Source organism: Bythopirellula polymerisocia (genome assembly GCF_007860015.1).
GTDB classification, from domain to species: domain Bacteria; phylum Planctomycetota; class Planctomycetia; order Pirellulales; family Lacipirellulaceae; genus Bythopirellula; species Bythopirellula polymerisocia.
On record NZ_SJPS01000004.1, the window covers coordinates 337,874 to 357,426 of the forward strand.

The 19,553-nt window shown below is 53.8% G+C and carries 12 protein-coding genes; 6 read left to right on the forward strand and 6 right to left on the reverse strand.

Going from position 1 to position 19,553, the window contains the following annotated elements:
* The first annotated feature begins 419 nt into the window (after positions 1-419).
* From Pla144_RS14240 to glgB, 3 genes are all read left to right on the forward strand, one after another.
* Entirely contained in the window at positions 420-638 is a 219-nt protein-coding gene (locus Pla144_RS14240) for a hypothetical protein (RefSeq protein ID WP_146451346.1), read from the forward strand.
* Between the two features lie 283 nt (positions 639-921).
* Positions 922-1,590 carry an RNase H family protein gene (locus tag Pla144_RS14245; protein ID WP_146451347.1) on the forward strand — a complete coding sequence of 223 codons (669 nt, stop codon included), beginning with the start codon at positions 922-924 and terminating at the stop codon, positions 1,588-1,590.
* Between the two features lie 153 nt (positions 1,591-1,743).
* The gene (gene glgB / locus Pla144_RS14250) at positions 1,744-3,963 is read left to right on the forward strand and encodes a 1,4-alpha-glucan branching protein GlgB (protein WP_197530685.1); all 2,220 of its coding nucleotides are present in this window, start codon (positions 1,744-1,746) and stop codon (positions 3,961-3,963) included.
* A gap of 132 nt (positions 3,964-4,095) precedes the next feature.
* Here glgB and Pla144_RS14255 read toward each other — a convergent pair whose 3' ends face one another.
* A complete protein-coding gene (locus tag Pla144_RS14255) occupies positions 4,096-6,411 on the reverse strand; it encodes a hypothetical protein (RefSeq protein WP_146451349.1) in 2,316 nt (771 codons plus the stop codon).
* Between the two features lie 418 nt (positions 6,412-6,829).
* On the opposite strand from Pla144_RS14255, the gene topA reads away from it, so the two are divergent.
* Positions 6,830-9,583, forward strand: a complete 2,754-nt coding sequence (topA, locus tag Pla144_RS14260) for a type I DNA topoisomerase (RefSeq protein WP_146451350.1) — start codon at positions 6,830-6,832, stop codon at positions 9,581-9,583.
* Positions 9,584-9,615: 32 nt separating this feature from the next.
* Here topA and Pla144_RS14265 read toward each other — a convergent pair whose 3' ends face one another.
* The gene (locus Pla144_RS14265) at positions 9,616-10,629 is read right to left on the reverse strand and encodes a hypothetical protein (RefSeq protein WP_146451351.1); all 1,014 of its coding nucleotides are present in this window, start codon (positions 10,627-10,629) and stop codon (positions 9,616-9,618) included.
* 691 nt (positions 10,630-11,320) lie between these two features.
* On the opposite strand from Pla144_RS14265, the gene Pla144_RS14270 reads away from it, so the two are divergent.
* Complete coding sequence (locus tag Pla144_RS14270; protein WP_146451352.1) at positions 11,321-12,181, forward strand: hypothetical protein; 861 nt, start codon at positions 11,321-11,323, stop codon at positions 12,179-12,181.
* Positions 12,182-12,338: 157 nt separating this feature from the next.
* Positions 12,339-13,778 (forward strand): polysaccharide biosynthesis/export family protein, encoded by a 1,440-nt coding sequence (locus Pla144_RS14275; protein ID WP_146451353.1) that lies wholly within the window; start codon positions 12,339-12,341, stop codon positions 13,776-13,778.
* Positions 13,779-13,847: 69 nt separating this feature from the next.
* On the opposite strand, the gene Pla144_RS14280 is transcribed toward Pla144_RS14275, so the two are convergent.
* From Pla144_RS14280 to Pla144_RS14295, 4 genes are all read right to left on the reverse strand, one after another.
* A complete protein-coding gene (locus Pla144_RS14280; protein ID WP_146451354.1) occupies positions 13,848-14,774 on the reverse strand; it encodes a hypothetical protein in 927 nt (308 codons plus the stop codon).
* A 327-nt stretch (positions 14,775-15,101) separates the two neighbouring features.
* Positions 15,102-15,515, reverse strand: a complete 414-nt coding sequence (locus Pla144_RS14285) for a hypothetical protein (protein WP_146451355.1) — start codon at positions 15,513-15,515, stop codon at positions 15,102-15,104.
* 265 nt (positions 15,516-15,780) lie between these two features.
* On the reverse strand, positions 15,781-18,318 hold the full coding sequence (locus Pla144_RS14290) for an O-antigen ligase family protein (RefSeq protein WP_146451356.1): 2,538 nt from the start codon (positions 18,316-18,318) through the stop codon (positions 15,781-15,783).
* 392 nt (positions 18,319-18,710) lie between these two features.
* Positions 18,711-19,526 carry a tyrosine-protein phosphatase gene (locus Pla144_RS14295; protein ID WP_146451357.1) on the reverse strand — a complete coding sequence of 272 codons (816 nt, stop codon included), beginning with the start codon at positions 19,524-19,526 and terminating at the stop codon, positions 18,711-18,713.
* Between the last annotated feature and the right edge of the window lie 27 nt (positions 19,527-19,553).

The following is a 19,553-nucleotide window of genomic DNA, read 5'->3' on the forward strand; positions in this document are numbered from 1 at the left end:
GAGCTTCATAGCAATGGAGTCCGATAAAGATGCAGGCGGGCATTAGTAGTCATGAAGGACTTCTATCAAAAGTTCACGAATCCCAAACTCACACGCTTCCCGCCGATAGTTTCTTGTGGTCCTTAGAATCGTGTGTGCGTTGCCTACTCAGAATAATGAACCATCAGTCACAAGATGAAATCTGCCCCACTGCCGGGCATTCAATGCCGCTTACTTAAGCGAACTGCATTTTATTGTTCATCACAATTGCCAACCTTTTCATCGTAAACCATTCCCAAATCAGTACTTGGAAACTGGCTCCTCCGATTCCCAATTGTATGGCATAGCAGTTGCCCCTATGGGATACGGGGCAATTTCAGGAGTAACCAATTGTCTGGGTACCAACTTGATTAGGGAGTTTCATCGCTATGATCCGGGAAATGACTCGAGTAGATTCCGATGTAGCCGTTGTCGCAGGCCGAACCCTTTATAGGACCAGTGATTTCTCAGACCAGAAGCTGACGCCTGCTGAGAGTCTTGAGCAGGAGATTTCCCGACTTACGTGGGCGGTGGTTGATGGCTGGGCTAGTCGCGAAGAGCGCAACGAGTTGGCCGCGCTTGTCGAGTTGCAGCACGAATACCGGCACTTAGGATCTTGAATTCGAAAAGCCGAGGCTCAAAAAACGCTGTCCAGTCGCAGTGTAAGCTTGGGAGAGTTTGGCTTACGAAATTCTGAAAATCCTCATCTTGATAAACTGGAGAGATTGCGGTGGGTTTGTCGATAACGTTCTCTGGACAGGGTTAGCTTTGTCCAGGCCCGCAGTGGACGCGAGTCTTCCGATACTCCCCGCTGGGCAGGAAGCATTTGAGGCTTTCGGCCCTAAAACCCTGTAACAGAAGTTGGCCTGTCCAAAGTTGGGCTTAGCCAATTCGCGTCCCTCTATGAACACATCTCCCCATTACTTGCTCTTTTCAGAGGCAAGTTGTTGTGCCCCTGCCGGCAAATCTTGGCGGTTCGTGCTCCAAGATGTTGAGTCAAACAGACGACTCGCTGTTTCAGATCAGGAACCGGCGGCGTGCGGTGAACGGCTTGAACTGTTGGCAGTAGTTCGCGGACTCGAGGCACTCGATGGTCCCGCACGGGTGACGCTCGTTACCCGCAGTCGCTATGTGAGCCGTGGAATCAAACACGGCCTGACCGAGTGGCGGGCTAACGAGTGGCGCTGGGAACGGTTCGGTCGAATCGTTCCGGTTAAGGACTGCGATCTCTGGCAGCGTATCGATCGGGCGCTGCTGTTCCATGAAGTCGAGTGCCAGGCTTGGCAATTCGAGGAGTCCGCCGAGGCTGCTCCAGTCGCCTCTCAGCCGGAAGCCGAGGTCGCTCCGCAGCTTCGCGAAGTGAGTCCGCCGGTCGGGGAAAAAATGCCGCGCCGAGTGGTATCGAGAAAGAGCGCACCCGCCACTGACTGGCCGCATCGGGCCGATTTGGCTTCGAGTCGGCAGCCATCCAAAAAATGGCAACGATCACTACTTGGGCGGGCACTTCATTGGATAGACTCCCTGAGAGGATTGGGGATCCCATCCAGGCCGGCCATCCAGGGGGCGGTGTGACCAGACAAGAATCTCACTGAGCATGCAAGAAACTTGCCCTTCTGATGGCAAAAAACAAGTGATGATAGGAAATATTGGCGTTATCTAGGCAGAATGGGCAGTAAAGCCAATTCGTTTCAAGTACAACAGAAACATAGATTAGGACAATCACCAGTGCGGACTCAAGTTGATCTCAATGCCATTGCGCCAGTTGTTCACGGATATCATAACAACCCTTTTGAGGTCCTTGGTCCCCATGAGATCGAGGACGAAGGTCGGCGGGCGCTGGCTATTCGAGCCTATCTCCCTGAGACGAAGCAGGTCTGGTTGGTCGACAAGCAACATGGGCTATGGCAGCCTATGCGGCGGATCCACCCTGCAGGGCTTTATGAAGCAATTTGTGAACCAGAAGTTTACAATCGTAAGCAGGGACGTAATTACCAATTCTGCAGTGTGAATCAAGCAGGCGAACAGACGACTATGCACGATCCCTACTCATTCCCCACTTTGTTGACTGATTACGATCTACACTTGCTTGGAGAAGGTCGCCACTGGGACAGTTATCGTCGATTAGGAGCCCACCTCCGCGAAATCGACGGCATCAAGGGGGTTAACTTTGCCGTCTGGGCACCCAACGCCGAGAGCGTCAGTGTCGTTGGGGATTTCAACGGCTGGGATCGTCGCAAACATGCAATGCGTAAACACCTGCCAGGTGGCACTTGGGAATTGTTTATCCCAGAGCTTGGGCTGGGAACTCTCTACAAGTTCTCGGTCAAAAACCATGGCAATGTCGTCGAGAAGTGCGATCCCTACGGTTTCGCTGCGGAAGTCCCCCCAAAGACCGCCAACATCGTTTCCGATTTAGATGGCTTCCAGTGGAGTGACGAAGAGTGGATAGCAAAGAGGGCCAACCACAATCCACTCACAGCCCCGCTTTCCATCTACGAAGTGCATCTGGGGAGTTGGCAGCGGGGTGACGACTGGCAGCACCCATGGCTCAATTATCGCGATTTGGCGCACCGACTCGCCGCTTACTGCGAGAAGCTGGGCTTCACCCACATCGAACTCATGCCAGTGAGCGAGCACCCGTTTACCGGGAGCTGGGGTTATCAAACGGTCGGTTATTTCGCTGCCACGAGCCGCTATGGCACTCCCGAGGATTTCCAATACTTCGTGGACTATCTCCACCAGCACAACATCGGGGTGCTGATCGACTGGGTCCCGGCGCATTTTCCCAAGGATAGCCATGGACTCGATTTCTTCGATGGCTCGGCCCTCTACGAACATGCAGATCCTCGCCAGGGTGAGCATCCCGACTGGGGAACGAAGATTTTCAACTATGGTCGGAACGAAGTCCGCAACTTCCTCACATCCAACGCCCTTTTCTGGCTCGACAAGTACCACATCGACGGCCTGCGAGTGGACGCGGTCGCCTCGATGCTCTACCTCGACTACAGCCGAGAAGACGGCGACTGGATTCCCAACCAATATGGCGGTCGAGAGAATCTTGCTGCCATCGATTTTCTGAAGGAATTCAATGAACAAGTCCACTTGCAGTATCCAGGAGTGCTGACAGTAGCCGAGGAATCCACCGCCTGGGGAGGCGTGTCGCGGCCCACGTATGTTGGCGGCCTGGGCTTCAGCATGAAGTGGAACATGGGCTGGATGAACGATACCCTGCGTTACTTCCGGCATGAACCGATTCACCGTGGCTATCATCACGATGAGTTGACGTTCTCGTTGATCTACGCCTTCACCGAGAATTTCGTCCTACCTTTCTCCCATGATGAAGTGGTCCACGGCAAGGGCTCAATGCTCGACCAGATGCCAGGCGACCTTTGGCAGCGGTTTGCCAACCTGCGGCTTTTATACGGTTATCAATGGACCCACCCGGGGAAGAAACTAACCTTTATGGGTGGCGAAATTGCCCAGTGGAATGAATGGAACTGTGACGAGAATCTGCAATGGGACCTCTTGGAGTGGGAAAGTCATCAGGGGGTGCAGCGATTGGTTGCCGATCTGAACAAGCTGTACTGCAACGATCCAGCCCTCCACCAGCAAGACTTCGATCACACCGGCTTCGAGTGGGTTGACTGCCACAATCACAACGATAGCGTGCTGGTCTATCTCCGCCGCGGAACCAACCCACAAGATTTTGTGCTGGTCGCCTGTAACTTTACGCCTGTGGTGCGGAAAAACTACCGAATTGGCGTTCCGGAAGGAGGCTGGTATGCCGAAGTCATGAATACCGACTCCAAATATTACGGCGGCAGCAACGTTGGCAACTACCCGGGCCTCCAGGCTGAGGAAAGCGAAAGCCACGGGCGACCCTACTCGCTGCTGATGACTTTGCCTCCATTGGCGGTAGTCGTGTTTAAACCACAGCGCGGGTAGTAGAATTCTCATTCCGAAAGGAATCGCACGGGTTGAGAAATCCAAGTAGACCTTTAAGATACTCTCCGTGCGTAGTAGTTTTTCAACCTAGATCCCTCTGGTCGTGGAACTCCCATCGGGATGACAAGTTATCTATTCCTCTTCTTCAGCCTGCGTCGGGTTGAGGAACTCTTCGAGCTTCTCCAGGTCTAGGCCGACGCGCTTCGTCAATTCCTCAAGAACTTGACGCTGTTGGTTTTGCCAACGTGCCATCATCATTACCTGGCCACCATACCAAGTGTTTGCTTCTGAGAGGAAAACCTGGTGCAGCTCGTCTTCGGGGCGTTCACGACGATCGAGTTGGATGATGTAAGCGATGGTTTGATCGTAATTGAGAACCGCAGCGACTTCCTTGCCAGAGAGACTGAAGGCCTTCTCCATAAAATTGGGTCCAATGGCTTCCAGGGGGGGGGCCTCTCCCAGGCGTGGTCCCCGTTCGACTTCTGCCGTCGAACCAAATGTCAGCCAGCTGAAGAGGTCCGTCGTGATGACCTCGTAGGGCTTGCCTACCATAAAATTGGCAAGCGAATCACCCAGCTTTTCGCTTTCTGAAGCGAGTTCTTCTGCTTTTTTTAATGCCAGTTTCGCTGCTTGTTGTTGCTTCCAGGCCTCTGCGACTTCGCCGCGGATATCCTCGAAGGCTGGGATTTTCTCGGGTACATCCTGAATCTTCGTGACGAGATACCAGTTCCCGTCCAGGTCCTGAGCTAAATACGGTTCGAAATTCGCGAGCGATGAAAATGCTGCCTGGACCACGTACTGTCCTTTGGTTTGAGCATCAATCGCCTTGCCAACAAAAGTATCGGCCAACTCCCGTTGGGTGACAAGCAATGTCTCTTCAGAGATCAAACCCGCCGCCGCAGCACGTTCTTTGAGATTGGTGAGTTGCTTTGGAGGAGCAGGGATTTCTTTCTCTTCTGTCCGGGCCGAGACGACCTGGAAACCGTAGGGGTTGTACTCCGACTGAAGCTCTCCGAATATGTCTTCAATCTTATTTTTGAGTTCCACAACAGCTTTGTCCGTCGCCAGCTTGTCGCGGATGGAATCTTTGACATCTTCGAGCGGTTCGTATTCAGCTTCATCTTCGGAGTCCGAGGCATCTCCAGAGTTGTCGTCATCTGAGGAATCCGAATCAGTGGTTTCCCCATTATCGGCTCGTTCAACGTCCGAGGATTCGTCGCTGTTATCGTCAGTGTCCTGGAATGCGACCAGACGGATATGTCCCGGGGAGGTCAAATTGCTGGACTCATCGTCTTCTGGAGTAGCAGGTTCTTCGGTCGCGTCGTCAGTAGAGTCCTCAGCGTCGTTTGCGGATTCGCTTGATTGTGAAGCAGCGTTGGCCTCATCACTTGCCTCACTCGATTCTGCCTCAGTATTCTCTGTGGATTCATCCTCCTCCTCCTTGGATTTGTCACCAGAGTCAGAATTAAACAGGCTGTCGTCGAACTTGCTTGAGCCACCCTGCTTATCAAACAGGGTTCGCTTATTCCGTTCGTAGTAGTCAGCAATTTCCTCGTCGGTGATCGAATCACGATACTCGTCTCTCCAGCTATTCACGTCACCCAAGATGTAGTTGAGCTTCACTCGCCGAGGCTGCATGAAGCCTGGGTCCGGTGCGGGCAATTGGGCACCCAAGACCATATGAACGAGACCAGGGACATTGTTCTTGTACTGCTCATAAAACGCCAGAAGTTCGGCCTCGCTGGGATCAGGGACTTTCTCTACAAAATCCGCCGCCGCGATAGGGGTTGCTTGGAGAGCTATCCTTTCGTTAATGCGGCGCCAATCTTCCCAGCGTTGCTCAGGCAGCACGTTTCTTACGTTCGAACCGAAGGTTCCAAAATACGTGTTTCCTAGCAGCAACTCTCGTAAACCTGAGAACAATTGCTCTTCCAATAACCGCGGATCACCCTGCTGCACACCTGAGAGCAGAGACATGATCCCCCGATCGGAAACGCGGCGGAAACTGGTTTCCTTCAGAAATTGATTGATCATGCCGTCGCTGACAGACATTCCCGCATTCTTGGCCTGTTCTGCCAAGATGCGGGTCGTGACGACACCCACTTGCACATCTCGTGAACTGCTTCCTTCGGGCAGAACAAAGTCTGGGACCGAGGGCATCGTCGGAGTGCCCCCCTCTTCCATAATCTGCTGGGCACCCGTCATGCGGAGGCGTTTCAGAAACTCGCTGAGGAAGTAGCGCCTTTGGGTCAAATTGGCCAACTCTTGAACCGTGAGCGAACCACCCTTCCACTCAGCGACGACCGTATTCGGATTACTACTTCCGCGAGACTGTCCAATATATCCGAACATTGCATCGCCGATGACGAAAACAAACATGGCAACGACTGCTGCCACGGCTAAAAATGCCTTTTGATGCTTGCGAAAATAGCGAAACGGGCTTGCCATCTAACCGTCCTGAGTCGAGGCTGCCCGGCAAGCTACCACTTGACAGCCTAGCCGGTGCATAAGTAATGATTGACGACGTGAAGTGTTGATTTAGGGGTCCGTGATTCTATGGCAGATCGACGTAAATGCAATCCCAATCGGGAGTGTGGTCGATTCTGCTCGATAATTTGGCCCACATTGACATGCAGATTTTCCGTTCCGAGGAGGCATTTCCAGTTGGACTGCCTGCCGCCGATTGGTCTTCACATGCTGGAAGCCCTTAATTTACGGCTTGTAGAAGTTGGCCGGAAGAGGCAGTTTGGAAAGTCTTCGCTCACGAATTGGGTTAGAATTCGGCGAAGTTAGAGTAACTTGGCAGGGACGGTACGTTTTAGACGGCTTTTTGGCCAAACTGGCCAGTAAAAACATTAGGATCAAAATGGCGAAGAAAAAGGCAGCTTCCGAATCCAAAGGCCAAGCACTGGTGATCGTAGAATCTCCAGCCAAAGCCAAGACGATTGCCAAATACTTGGGTAGTGGCTATCGCGTGGAGGCCAGCATTGGGCACATCCGCGACCTGCCTCAGGGAGCAAAGCAGATTCCAGCCCAATATAAAGGAGAGCCCTGGTCCAATCTCGGGGTCAACGTCAACGACAACTTCACGCCAATCTACGTGATCCCCCCCGGTAAGACGAAGCAGATTAAGCTGCTCAAGGATCAGCTCAAACTGTCGAATGCCCTTTACCTGGCGACGGACGAGGACCGCGAAGGGGAGGCCATCAGTTGGCATCTGATGGAAATCCTTAAACCCAAGGTGCCGGTATACCGGCTGGTCTTCCACGAAATCACCAAAGACGCAATTCAAGAGGCACTATCCGGTCCGCGAGAGGTGGACGAGCAGTTGGTGCGTGCCCAGGAAACTCGCCGCATCCTCGATCGGCTCTATGGATATGAAGTCTCACCACTGTTGTGGCGAAAAGTCCGACCCAGATTATCTGCCGGACGGGTTCAGAGCGTCGCGGTAAGGTTAATCGTCCAGCGTGAGCGAGAGCGAATGGCCTTCGTTTCGGGCACTTGGTGGGACTTGCTGGGAACCTTTTCCAAGCAGAACGAATCTAGTAAAAGCCAAACGATGGAGGCCCCACTTGTCTCGTCTGACGGGCGGAAGATACCCAGCGGCAAGGATTTCGATTCCACCACGGGGAAACTCAAGAATCCGGAGTTATTGCTGCTCGATGGTGAGTCGGCGGAGCGGCTTTCCGAACGCATTCGCAACGGAGAATTCCAAGTCACTGCGGTCGAAGACAAGCCCTACACGACCAAGCCTTATCCTCCGTTTACTACCAGTACCCTACAACAGGAAGCCAACCGGAAGCTTGGCTTCACTGCACGCCGGGCAATGCAAGTCGCTCAGAGCCTTTACGAAAATGGCCACATTACTTACATGCGAACCGACTCGACCACACTGGCGAATGTGGCTGTCGACGACGCCCGCGAGTTGGTTGAGCACAATTACGGCAAAGAGTTTCTTCCCGCCGAAGCACGGATATACAAGTCCAAAGTTAAGAACGCTCAGGAAGCTCACGAAGCGATCCGTCCGGCGGGGCATCCTTTTGAATTGCCCGAAGCGATGAAGTCGAAGCTCAATAGCGATGAGTTCAGGCTGTTTGAATTGATCTGGAAACGTACCATTGCCAGTCAGATGGCTGACGCGCGCGGTCGCCGTATTGTGGTTTCGATCGAGGGCGAAGGGTGTGTCTTCCAGGTGAGCGGGAAGACGATCGATTTCCCAGGCTATCTTCGAGCCTACGTGGAAGGAACCGATGATCCGACGGCTGAGTTAGCTGATCAAGAGCGAACCCTTCCGAGCGTAGAAGTTGGCGAGATGCTACGCTGCACGGGCTTGGAATCCAAAGAACACAGCACGCAGCCTCCAGGGCGTTTCAGCGAAGCTGCGCTCACCAAGGCCTTGGAAGAACGTGGAATCGGTCGGCCGAGTACCTACGCCTCGATTATCGATACTATTCTGGCTCGAGGTTATGTTTTCAAGAAAGCGAATGCCCTGGTGCCCACCTGGGTTGCCTTCTCGGTGGTGACCCTGATGGAAGAAAACCTCGGCTCGCTGGTCGATTATCAATTCACTGCCCAGATGGAAGATGACCTCGACGCGATCAGTCGTGGCGAGCGGGGGCACATCGAGTACCTGGAGAACTTCTATTTTGGCAACGGACGCCCAGGGCTCAAGAAGCTGCTTGAGCACAAGATCGACGAAATCGATCCGGCCAAGATCGGACGCATCTCGATAGGTACGCCGGAAGGAATGCCCGAGGTGTTCGTCCGCGTGGGTCGATATTCTCCATTTGTCGAACAAGGAGATCGCACGGCCTCGCTCAAGGAGGATATGGCTCCCGACGAAGTGACGCTCTCAGTTGCTCTCGAATTATTGGATCAGGCAGAGCGCGGAGATGAGCCCTTGGGTCTTTGCCCAGAAACTCAGAAGCCAGTCTTCATTAAGGTCGGTCGATTTGGACCCTACGTGCAACGTGGCACGACCGATGACGAAGAGAAACCGCAAAATGCCAGTCTACTCAAAGGGATGACCCCTGAAGAAATCGACCTGGAAACCGCACTCAAATTGTTAACGCTGCCCCGCGAAGTAGGACCTCATCCTGATAATCAAGAACCGATCATAGCTCATAATGGCCGATACGGACCGTATATCAAGTGTGGAACGGAAACCCGATCTTTGCCGACGGATATTTCTCCTCTGGATGTGACGATGGAGCAGGCTCTGTTCTTGCTCTCGCAGCCGAAGACGCGCGGTCGTGGTGCCGCGAAAAAGGAGCCTTTGAAGGTGTTTGAGGTGTCGCCAGTTACAGAAAAACAGGTGCAGATTCTGGATGGGCGGTTTGGACCCTACATAACCGACGGGACAACGAACATCTCACTGCGCAAGGGAATGATGCCCGAGGAGATCACGTTCGACGAGGCCTTGTCTCTACTTGCCGAAAAGGCGGCCTTGGGTCCTGCTCCAAAAAAGAAGAAAGCAGCCAAGAAGAAATCGGCAACCAAGAAGTCGACTGCCAAGAAGGCTCCTGCGAAGAAGAAGTCAACGACCAAGAAGTCGGCAATAAAAAGAACAACAACCAAAAAAGCTGCTTCCAAGAAGTCTGCAAAGAAAGAGCAGGGCTAACACTCTGGCGATTCAATGATTGCGGGCGCGCCTCAGCGAGTTCGCTTGCCGCGGTTCTGACCAAGCAGGCAAAGTAGCGCCATCGATATCAATCCTCCGATTGCAGGTTCAGGTACGGCGGCCGCGCTTGCCACCAAAGGAGGAATGCCATAGTTGCTCTGCCACTGGTTAAGATCGGTTGCGCTCAGTGGATTTGGCGAACCACCCCTTTGCCAGACGAGGAAATCGTGGCCATCCACATCGCCATCATCGTCAAAATCTCCGGGGCGATAGTTTCGGACAACAAAGTTGTCAAAAAATGCCGTTGCAGTCTGGCCTTGTGAGATGGCGTCGGGTGCCGCTGCAAAAGAAGCAATATCAGCATCGGTAAACATACTGGAAACCCCGTCCACGAAACCTTGACTTCCTTTCTGAACCCCATCCACGAAGACCTTGTAGTTGTCTAGCACAAAATCGAGGCGAATCTGGAAATGGTGCCATTGACCAAAGGTCACCGACGCACCAGTTTCTGCCAATATTCCACTGCCTTGCAACTGGTATAAAACATCACCGGTTGTTGCATCGACACCGAGTGAGCCTAGGACTCTGGGAGCCCCAGGGGGAGTGCCTGTGTCGTCATAAGTATCGACGCCCAGGAATGGTCCAAATGCCGTGCTCGAACCCGTCCCCATCACTTTCATGTCCCAATCAACCAAGATATTGCCATAGCTGGGAAAACCTAGGCCACCGACTGGCACTGCCCAGCGGTCATCAGAATTGGCTCCTCGATCAACTTGCACGCCTTTGGAATTTGATAACCCCACATTGCTTCCAACGACCGCAGTTCCTGCACTCACATTGCTGGCATGCTTCCAATCTCTGGGAGTGGTTGTGGCGACGGGTTGAAATTGCCCTTCAAGATTTCCAACCGAATAACTTTCAAAACCTCCGGTATTGATAATCTCTGCCGAGAAGCAGGTCGGGAGCAGTAGAACAGCTAGCAAGACAGTGAAAACCAACCTGCGAATCGTTGGATAGCCACAGACCAATTTGCCAGGATTGTACATCTCTCTGCTCCAGGTGTTGGGAAACAATGAGCACCAATAAACAGCAAGCGTTTGTATCAAATGAATGCAGGTGATTCACTGCGCAGAAAGCCCTCAGAGACAGTCTGCCAGAAGTACCTAGAACACCCTCCCCAGTCTAACGGGTAACTAAATCTGAATCAAACATTTGTGCCAGCATTTTCTGGCAGGTCTAAGAATGTGAAATGGCGATCTTCGCTAAGTCCCTTCAGGGAAAAGGCTTAAGACGGAAGCGACTTAAGCTAACAGATGGGAAGGCCCTAGATTTTCGGTGAAATCCGCGTAATCGGAAAATCCCGCTCAACCGTCGCAATTTCCCTGACCGATACTGAAGCTGACGAACAAAGTTCAAAGCCTTTGCTGGCTTTGCGCTTTTCACTGCCCGGGGGGGCTTAAGTGCGTCGTTCTTGTGAGACCACAGGGTTTCTCAAAAACACAACCTAGATCCAGACTGTTCCGCTAGCACGGCCCCCTCATAATGCCACCCACTTCAATCACCCACCGAAAAGATTCTCAGAGATCGCCAATCGATCTCTCAATCGCTTTTGACTCGGTTTTGAACCCAGGCATGGCTCCTCAGAGGGTGATCTCTTGTGGCATGACAATGGTAATTTTGGCATCGCTCGTGGTATTTCTGCCTGGTTGCAATATCTGTCTCAATGCTAGAAGGACCATGTTTCATGAGCCTGCCCAGTACGGCTGGAAGGTAGACCGTAAGCGCAGCATCAAGGCGTATCGCGAGTGGGCGGAAGAAGCATGGCTGCGACATTCGGGTGCATCGTCTGGGACGCAATCGCCATGTGACTTCGAAGCTGGGTTCAAAGATGGCTTCGTCGATTATGTCAATTTTGGTGGCAATGGCGAGCCACCCCCAGTGCCCCCGCGAAAATATTGGAACCTGGCTTATCGCATCCCAGCGGGAGAGCCTTCTGCTGCAGACTGGTTCGCAGGTTTTCGTTATGGGGCGCGCGTTGCACGTGAAGAAGGCTATCGAGAAAAAGGTGTTATTGACTCGTCGTTATTCAACTTAGGACTGCAAAAATCGGATTCCTACGACAACTATTATCCAGATCAGCTTAATGATTTAGAAACTTCTGACTCCCAAGCTATGGAGCTGTTGCCTCCAGGGGATTACCAATTTGAACCCGAGGACGAGAACTTCGAGTCGGAAGAACTTCCCAACCAGGGCCCGCTGATCACCCAACCTGCGCTCGATGCGACACCGAATCCGCAGGCACCAATTCCTCCAGTATTGCAGGCTCCTAAATCGAAGCCTCCAGCGCAGCAGTCACGTGATCCGCAGCCAAGTGTCCCGCAGCCAGTAGCGCCGCAGCCCGTGGCTCCACAGCCAATCGAGGAGTCAAACCCGCAATCAGATCCACCAGAGTCATTGGAAGATCTCTTTGGGAATCGTCGGAAAGAAGATTCATCGTTTGTCAGTAGCAAGGTTAGCGAAAGGAAAGTGGCTGCGGCCCCCTTGCCAGCGAGGAGCAAGGTCAAATCCGGTCCATCAAAGGATCACTTCATCCGCTAATTCATAGATAAGATTAGGCCCAGTTAGCACCGAAGCACACCACCTGTTTACCCTGCTATGAAATGAAGATTGCACGAGAGAGTTCGCAAAATGTTCATTACCACTTATCCATCGAATCAATCTTGCATGCGACGACTTGCTCGGTAAGGCATACCAAATGGATCAACTTACAACTCATCAAGACTTCAGACATGTCGGCAGCAGGGCCATGAGTGCTCCAGCGAGACCGACTCGTGAGAGCTGTTGTCACGTTAGGGTTAAGTTGACGCTGATACTTGGCCTGCTCTTCTGCAGTGCGTTCTCGGGCTGTGCTGCCCTGACCAATCCGACTGCGAACGGCGTCCCCGTACGAATTCTTCCCGACGAGTTGCTAGCCGAATCGAAGGAAGGCTTTGTGTCCTTGCCGCTGACTACTCTTCGCCAACCGCCGCCAAAGGTCTATCTCTTAGAACCGGGTGACACCCTGGGTATCTACATTGAAGGCATTCTGGGAAGTGAGGAAACTCCGCCACCGGTAAATATCCCTGATTCCACCGAAGAGCCTCCTTCGATTGGATATCCGTTTCCGATCCGTCAGGACGGCACGATCTCGCTCCCCTACGTGGGGTCGATCAAGGTTGCCAAGCCTGCCTTGGAGCATAGCATCACAATCGAAGAGGCCGAGGAACGTGTTGTCGAGGCCTATCGCGAAAAGGATATCTTGCGGGTCGAAGACAAACGTATTCTCGTTTCGCTGTTTAGACCCCGCTATGTTCGGGTACTAGTCATGCGCGACGATTCAAGTCGACCGCAAGTGTCTATCCAGAGTGCTTCGCCGCTTGGACTGGGCACGAGCAGTGCCTCGATTGGGGGGGGAACTCAAACCACGGGGCAGATCCTGGAATTGCCCGCCGGTCAAAATGATTTGCTCAATGCATTGGCGAAGACAGGTGGCTTTCCAGACATCGAGTCTACGCTAGAGATAGTGATTCAACGAGGCTATTGGGATGCTGCTGAAGATCCCACGGCATCCTACTGCCAGTGCCCAACCGAAGCTGATCTGCAGGATGGCAACACTGGGCGAAGTATCACCCGCATTCCGTTGCGAATCCGTGCCGGAGAACCTTTGCCATTTCGTCCTCAGGATGTGGTACTTCACAGCGGGGATATTGTGATTGTTCGCAACCGCCAGCTTGAGTTCTTCTATACGGGAGGTCTGATCGTTTCGGGTGAGCATGTCTTGCCGCTGGACTACGATCTGACCGCCGTGGAAGCAGTCCTCAGGACGCGGGGTCCGCTGCTCAATGGTGGTGTAAATACCAGCAATTTGAACGGATCAGTTCTCGGCTCGGGGATAGGAAATCCTTCCCCCAGCCTGTTGAGTGTGGTCCGAAAGACACCTTTGGGTGGGCAAGTCACGATTCAAGTCGACCTGAATCACGCGATGCGTGACCCCCGAGAGAACATCCTCGTGCAAGCGGAAGATGTCTTGATTCTGCAAGAAATGCCCAACGAGGCGATCACACGGTACTTCACGCAGGTCATGCAGTTCAACTTCTTTACAAGAATCATCAATCGCCAGGATGCTCAGGCCTCCGGCAGCATCGTGGTGCCGTAAACGAAGAAAGACGCTGTTCACTTCAAGCGAACAGCGTCTTTCTGGATTATCTAGCCTTCAGGGCACTCGTTACCGACGACGCCTTGACATGGGCATCGCGACCAAAGCGGCCATTACGAGCATAAGCGAACCAGGCTCGGGAACCTTGACATCGACTTGAAAGACTTTGTAGTTGTCGAAATAGGCGGTACCAACCAAGCCTTGAGAGTCAGGATCTCCAGCGGCAGCAAGCCCTGCAATAGGGGCATCACTGAAATCATCGAGCATTGAACCTTCTTCAAAAGGCTCCGAGTAGTCTCCTACTCCTCCCATAAGCAAAGGAGAGCCGTTCAAGAAGGTACTGTATTCATGGAGTTGGAAATCGAGATCGATGCGAAAGTGATTCCATGCTCCAAAACTAACCGTAGAGGTTGTCTCGGTATAGAAACCGGTTCCTGCTGCAGTGTAGAGTACATCACCAGTCGTGGCATCGACTCCAAGACTACCCATGCGACCCTTGGTTGAACCCACTCCTGCATCATCGTAAGCTTCAGCACCAAAAAAGGGACCAAATGAACCGTTCGGGCCCATGGCGTCATCGACCCACATGTCCCATTCAATGCAGATATAACGAGCATTGTCTGGCCAAGCAGTGACTGGAACGCCAAAGCGACCACCACCAGGAGCTTCATTGGCAGCGCGATCAAACTTCACAGCTTGGGTACCAGAGTTCACGACCGTTGACTGTACTACCGCAGTGCTCGTGGTACCGATCGAGGCATCCCAGGCCTGAAAGCCAGGAAATGGAGCATCATTGGGAAGTTTAGCAGCTTGGCCTTCCAGGGTGCCAAGGCTGTAAGCTGGCGGCTCGAATCCTTCGCCATCGATAATGATGTCTGCTGCTTGAAGGTTGCCAGAAGCCACAAAGAGTGTAGCAACACAGACCAGAGAATTGATTGCCGAAGAGTGGGAGAACGAACCCCAACCCCAGAGCGACCGAAATTTAATCCCTAACATTAGCTCCCCTCCAAAATAGTGATTCAAAAAGAATTCGTAGAAGTCAAACTTACCCACTTAGAAAACAGCGGAGTCGTAAACCCAATCAACAGGAATTACCCCATTGACAGAATTTCCGCCTAGCTGACAGAGTACCCGCCCCGGGAATCAAGGTCAATCAAAAAAGCACGGATCAAGTCGAGAATCACAAGAATTCTCCACGGCATATTTTTGCTTGGTCACTCGAAAACCACGACTGGTTTCGGCCAAGTTGGAAAGCACAGAAATAGCGAGGAAAGCAAAGCCAGCGCAGGTTTGCTTTTCGGAAGTCGCGACAATGTGTTTGATCTAGAAGCCGGGTCGTGGCGGTGGTCGATAGGGGCTACGCACCGGGGGACGATAACCTGGACGACCAGAGGACGAAGCTACTGGTAATTCGCTTGGCAAAACGGTAAGTGTTGCAGCGGAGCTCGTCTCGGCGACTGGCGAAGTGGAGGTGGAACTTAAGTTTGGACCCTGGTCCAAGATCGATTGTCCAAACCGAGAAGCCAAACCATTGGTTTCAGGCAACCCAAATGGATTGACCGTCAGCCGGCTCGTCCCACTCGTAATGAATGGATTGAAGTAGCGAGCGCGAATCTTGAACGAGCCGCGCTGTGGCGTCGCAAGCTGATCGCTTTGTTCGAATTGAGCCGTCGCCGATCCAATCAAAGAACAAAGGAAGAAAGCAGTGGTTGTCAGTATCCGTATGCTGCTAGTCATGGTGTCGGTGTCCTGTTGGAAAACTCGGCCGATTTTTCATCTGGGAGAATGCTTCCAAATGGCTTGCCTTATATCAGGGCAAGCTACGGCTCTCAACGCTCTAAGTTACCAGAGCAAAGTACCCAATACAAGTAAGTTCTATCTTTGAGGGGGAAAAACTTACTATGAGCCTCATTAGGGGCTACGACTCCGATCTGCTTACTAGGTATAAGGTTACGCAGCTAAGTCGTGAAGCTTGGGCCTCCTGCGAACTGCTGCAAAAAGGCTATTCGGGCCCCGGCGAGGGGGATTTTATTGGCAGAACGCTCACTTCCTCGATCAATCTGGTGGCGGCCGGATACCCGGGCCTGAGCCGCAGGCAGATCTTGGCCTCGCGGATCGCTGCCTCATGCTGACCCACCTTGGCCAAGGTTTGGGCCAGTGCCAATCGCCAGCCGACCTGTCCGTAATCCAAAGCCAGCGCACGATTGAAATAAGGGATCGCCGCCGCGTAGTTTTCTTGTTGATTTTCCAGTGTGGCCATCTGGATATACTCGCTGGCCGAGGCTGCGCCGGAATCTGCCAGCGCACGGAGCTTCGCTTGCCGGCGGCTTCGGAGAGTCTCCGCCAATTGCGCGTACTCTGGATCGGCATCTTCAACATTCAGGAGAGCGATCAACTGAGATATCTTGCGGTGATCCTCGCCGGCAAGTGCTTCGGCCAACTCGGGACGCTTGAGAACCTCGAGGTACAAACTGGCCACGTGGCTGAATTGATTGGGATCCAAAGCCACCGCCCGATCCAACCAGGATCTTGCTTCTTCGGTATCCCCTTGCTGGGCCGCCATTTGACCGGCGGTCAAACATGTCAGTGCATCATAGGGAGCCAACTCGGCAGCTTGCCGAATAAGCTGTTCCCCTGCCGGTTGTTGGAGTACGAACAGCCGGAGCTCCCCCTCCAAGGCATAGGGGGGCCCAAAGGTGGGGCACAAGCGACGAGACCTCGCAAGCTCATCGGCAATCTGCTCCACGATCGGCAAGGCATCGGGATGCAGCAGCAGTTGCCCCGTCTCGGGGTCGCGCGTGCGGCTGATCGAACGCCAGCGCACCAGGTTCAGCTGATAGGCCAGCAGGGCATTGTCTGGCTCAGCCAGTGCCGCTTGCTCGGCGGCGTTCAAGAGATCGACATAGTCCTGATCGCTCACTGGATCCTCTGCCTGCTGGATCCGACTTTGCATGGCGAGAAAGATATTAGTCCAGGCCTCAGCCCGGTAGGCGGCATAAGCTCCGCTGAGCGCCCACCCCCAGACTGCGACCCAGCCGATGCCTAGAGCAATCCCCCAGGCAACGTTCAGCAGAGGACTGTGTTTCCCTGAGGAACTCCTACGCTTGTGGTCTCGGCGCTTGCTCGACTCGTAGTTGGCGATCGCCAGGATTAGCCCGCTCACCGCGGCCGTCATGGCAAAGACCGCGGGGAGGTGCTGTCCGAAATCACTCAGACTATGGATCGCGGTGGCAATCAGCCCCAGGCAGAGCCCAAAGACCGCGACAGACAGGATCGTCCGACCTCGGAACAGAAGCTTCCTCGCGATTATCAGGACCGAAGCCAAGAATGCGACGACTGCAGCAGCGCCGACCAGCCCAAACTCTTCGAGCAGTTGGGCCCAATCGTTGTCGGCATGTTCCGCCACCACGGGACTCACCGCAGGATCATAGAGGGGGAATACAAATTCGTACGTCCCCAGGCCACTCCCCCAGAGGGGGAAATCTCGCCAGGCGCTCAAGGTGCCCGACGTCATCTCGAGTCGGCCCTCCAAGCTCGAGCCATCTTCGAGTGTCGCCAGTCGATCGTAGACAAGGTCGAACGAGGTGAAAAACAGCACGATCAGCACACACCAAGGTGCCATCCCCAGGAGCCAACCGCGCGTGCTCAGTTCGCCGCGGTAATAGAGGAGCCCTCCAATGACCGCTGTGGCGACGAACAGCGAGATCGCACCATTGCGACTCATCGACATCAGTACCGCCAACGCGCACAGCACGAGTCCTCCCAGGAGTCTCAGATAGCGCTCCCAGCGGATTCCACCGAGGCCGACGGTGTGGAATTGATCTTCGCGTTTGTCCTCTTTGAGTCGCACCAATAAGAGCGCCAGTCCCGCCCCCAGGGCGAGATTGATAAACTGACAGAAATGGCTGTAGTTAATAAAACTTCCCGACGTGACGACGGTAGCGCGCTCGGCATAAAGCCAGTGAATCTTGTGGGACATGGTCAAGATTTGCAGCAGCGAGAGTCCCGCCTCGATGCAGCCCACGGCAAACAGGACTTTGAGAAAGCGAATGATTTGCTGCGAGGTCTTGAACGAGCAACTGACCGTGACAAACAGAGTCACAAAGATCAGTGCCATCCGCAGGTCGTGGGCCGTCTGATAAGGGTAGAGCGAAAGCTTGGCGAACCCTCCGGCTGGTGCCGAGCCAGATTCCCCTAAGAACTGCGCGCGAACCTCCATGGTGTGGGGAGCAATCGTGCTCACGAGTCCCGCAGGTAAGGGGACCAACTGAAACACGATCAGTCCCAAGATTACCGCCAAGGTGAGGTAGACCCAGGACTTGATGACATGAAACTGACGGTCCAGCAGGCTGCGCAGGATCAGGCACAGCGAAAGCCCTGCCGCGACGAGCACGACCACCAGTTCGCTCCACGCCTCGACTGCACCCAGCGAGAGGGGCATGAACAAGAGGAGCCCCGTGAGCAGGACGAGAACGGCCCAATCCCAAGTGCTTTCGCTGGTGCGCCAGTCCGCCACGAGGACGCCCGAGGGGTTATTCATCGGGATCCCCCTGAGCCAAATGACTGGGAACTAAGGTACGGTTTAGTGACATGTTCGACATTGTGGGGTACCCGCGAATTGGTTTGAACAGGGGATTGTTTGAACGGAAGGAAAGGGAGTCTACAGAGGGAATGAAAAAGAGTGAAATAGGAACACTAATCTTCGCTAATCAGCGCTAATCTGATTAGTGAAGATTAGCGAAGATAAGTGTTTCTTTCTTCATTGCTTTCATTCTCTCTGTTAGCTTCGTTACCTCATGTTCAAAATAGTTTTGGTTGTGGTTTGTAACCGCGTCGGCGCCTCTATTTTGTTCTGTTCATTCAAGGCCTGTGATGTTGCTGTTGATCCCGAAACCAGTCGCATCATTCTTGCTATCGAAATAGGGAAGTTCTTCATGAGTCGTTCCTCAGCGGGGATGCGATGGTTGTTCCCTGGTAGACCTGCAAGGGGTTTGCCAGGCAGAGTTGGCTGGCTGTTTCTGACCCCAACTGTTCGGTCAAGGCAGCGAGTGCCGCACTGAGCCGGGGGGGCCTGTGCTGGGTGTCATGGGCGTCGGTTGCGATCAGGCTGGCCAGATTGGCTTGGACGATCGCCCAGGCCTGGGCGTGGGCCCGCCTGCCAAAGTCGCCCAAGAGACTGCCGGCGGTGAGCTGGATCACGGCACCCGCCTGCACCCAGGATTGGAGCATTGGTTCTTTACCAGCCAGATAGCGGTAGCGCTCCGGATGGGTGATGATCGACTGGATCCCTCGTGCGTCGAGCAACTCGATCGTGGGGAGAGGATCGATCAAGAAATCGTGTGGCAGCTCCAAGAGAAGATGGCGACCCTTGTCGGCGAGGGTACCGATCTCACCTTCATCGAGCAAATGGGGGAGCCGCTCATCGATCCGCACATCTCCCCCCGGGAGGATCTCGAGCGGAATCCCCGCCGACGCGAGTGCGGACGACAGCTCTTGAATTTCGGCTCGAATGAGTTCGGCGGAGTTCATCCGGTCATAGCGCCCCAATTGGTGAGGCGTTGCCATAACGGTGGTGATTCCATCCTCGACCAAGGCTTGAGCCAGCTGCATTGAGGATTCGAGGGTCGGGGGACCATCATCCAGACCGGGGAGCAAATGGCAGTGGATATCCACGCACCGTTCGACTTGAAAGGCCTCGAGCCTGGCTAACTGGGTTTGGCTCCACGCTGCAGGCTGGGAAGTGCTCATAGGCCACTGAATGGTTAGTCAATAGAG

What these genes read in the sequence shown, in the direction of transcription:
- Pla144_RS14240 (WP_146451346.1), top strand. Translation starts at nt 420, where the DNA reads ATGACTCGAGTAGATTCCGATGTAGCCGTTGTCGCAGGCCGAACCCTT.
- Pla144_RS14245 (WP_146451347.1), top strand. Translation starts at nt 922, where the DNA reads ATGAACACATCTCCCCATTACTTGCTCTTTTCAGAGGCAAGTTGTTGT.
- Pla144_RS14255 (WP_146451349.1), bottom strand. Translation starts at nt 6,411, where the DNA reads ATGGCAAGCCCGTTTCGCTATTTTCGCAAGCATCAAAAGGCATTTTTA.
- topA (WP_146451350.1), top strand. Translation starts at nt 6,830, where the DNA reads ATGGCGAAGAAAAAGGCAGCTTCCGAATCCAAAGGCCAAGCACTGGTG.
- Pla144_RS14265 (WP_146451351.1), bottom strand. Translation starts at nt 10,629, where the DNA reads ATGTACAATCCTGGCAAATTGGTCTGTGGCTATCCAACGATTCGCAGG.
- Pla144_RS14270 (WP_146451352.1), top strand. Translation starts at nt 11,321, where the DNA reads ATGTTTCATGAGCCTGCCCAGTACGGCTGGAAGGTAGACCGTAAGCGC.
- Pla144_RS14275 (WP_146451353.1), top strand. Translation starts at nt 12,339, where the DNA reads ATGGATCAACTTACAACTCATCAAGACTTCAGACATGTCGGCAGCAGG.
- Pla144_RS14280 (WP_146451354.1), bottom strand. Translation starts at nt 14,774, where the DNA reads ATGTTAGGGATTAAATTTCGGTCGCTCTGGGGTTGGGGTTCGTTCTCC.
- Pla144_RS14285 (WP_146451355.1), bottom strand. Translation starts at nt 15,515, where the DNA reads ATGACTAGCAGCATACGGATACTGACAACCACTGCTTTCTTCCTTTGT.
- Pla144_RS14290 (WP_146451356.1), bottom strand. Translation starts at nt 18,318, where the DNA reads ATGAATAACCCCTCGGGCGTCCTCGTGGCGGACTGGCGCACCAGCGAA.
- Pla144_RS14295 (WP_146451357.1), bottom strand. Translation starts at nt 19,526, where the DNA reads ATGAGCACTTCCCAGCCTGCAGCGTGGAGCCAAACCCAGTTAGCCAGG.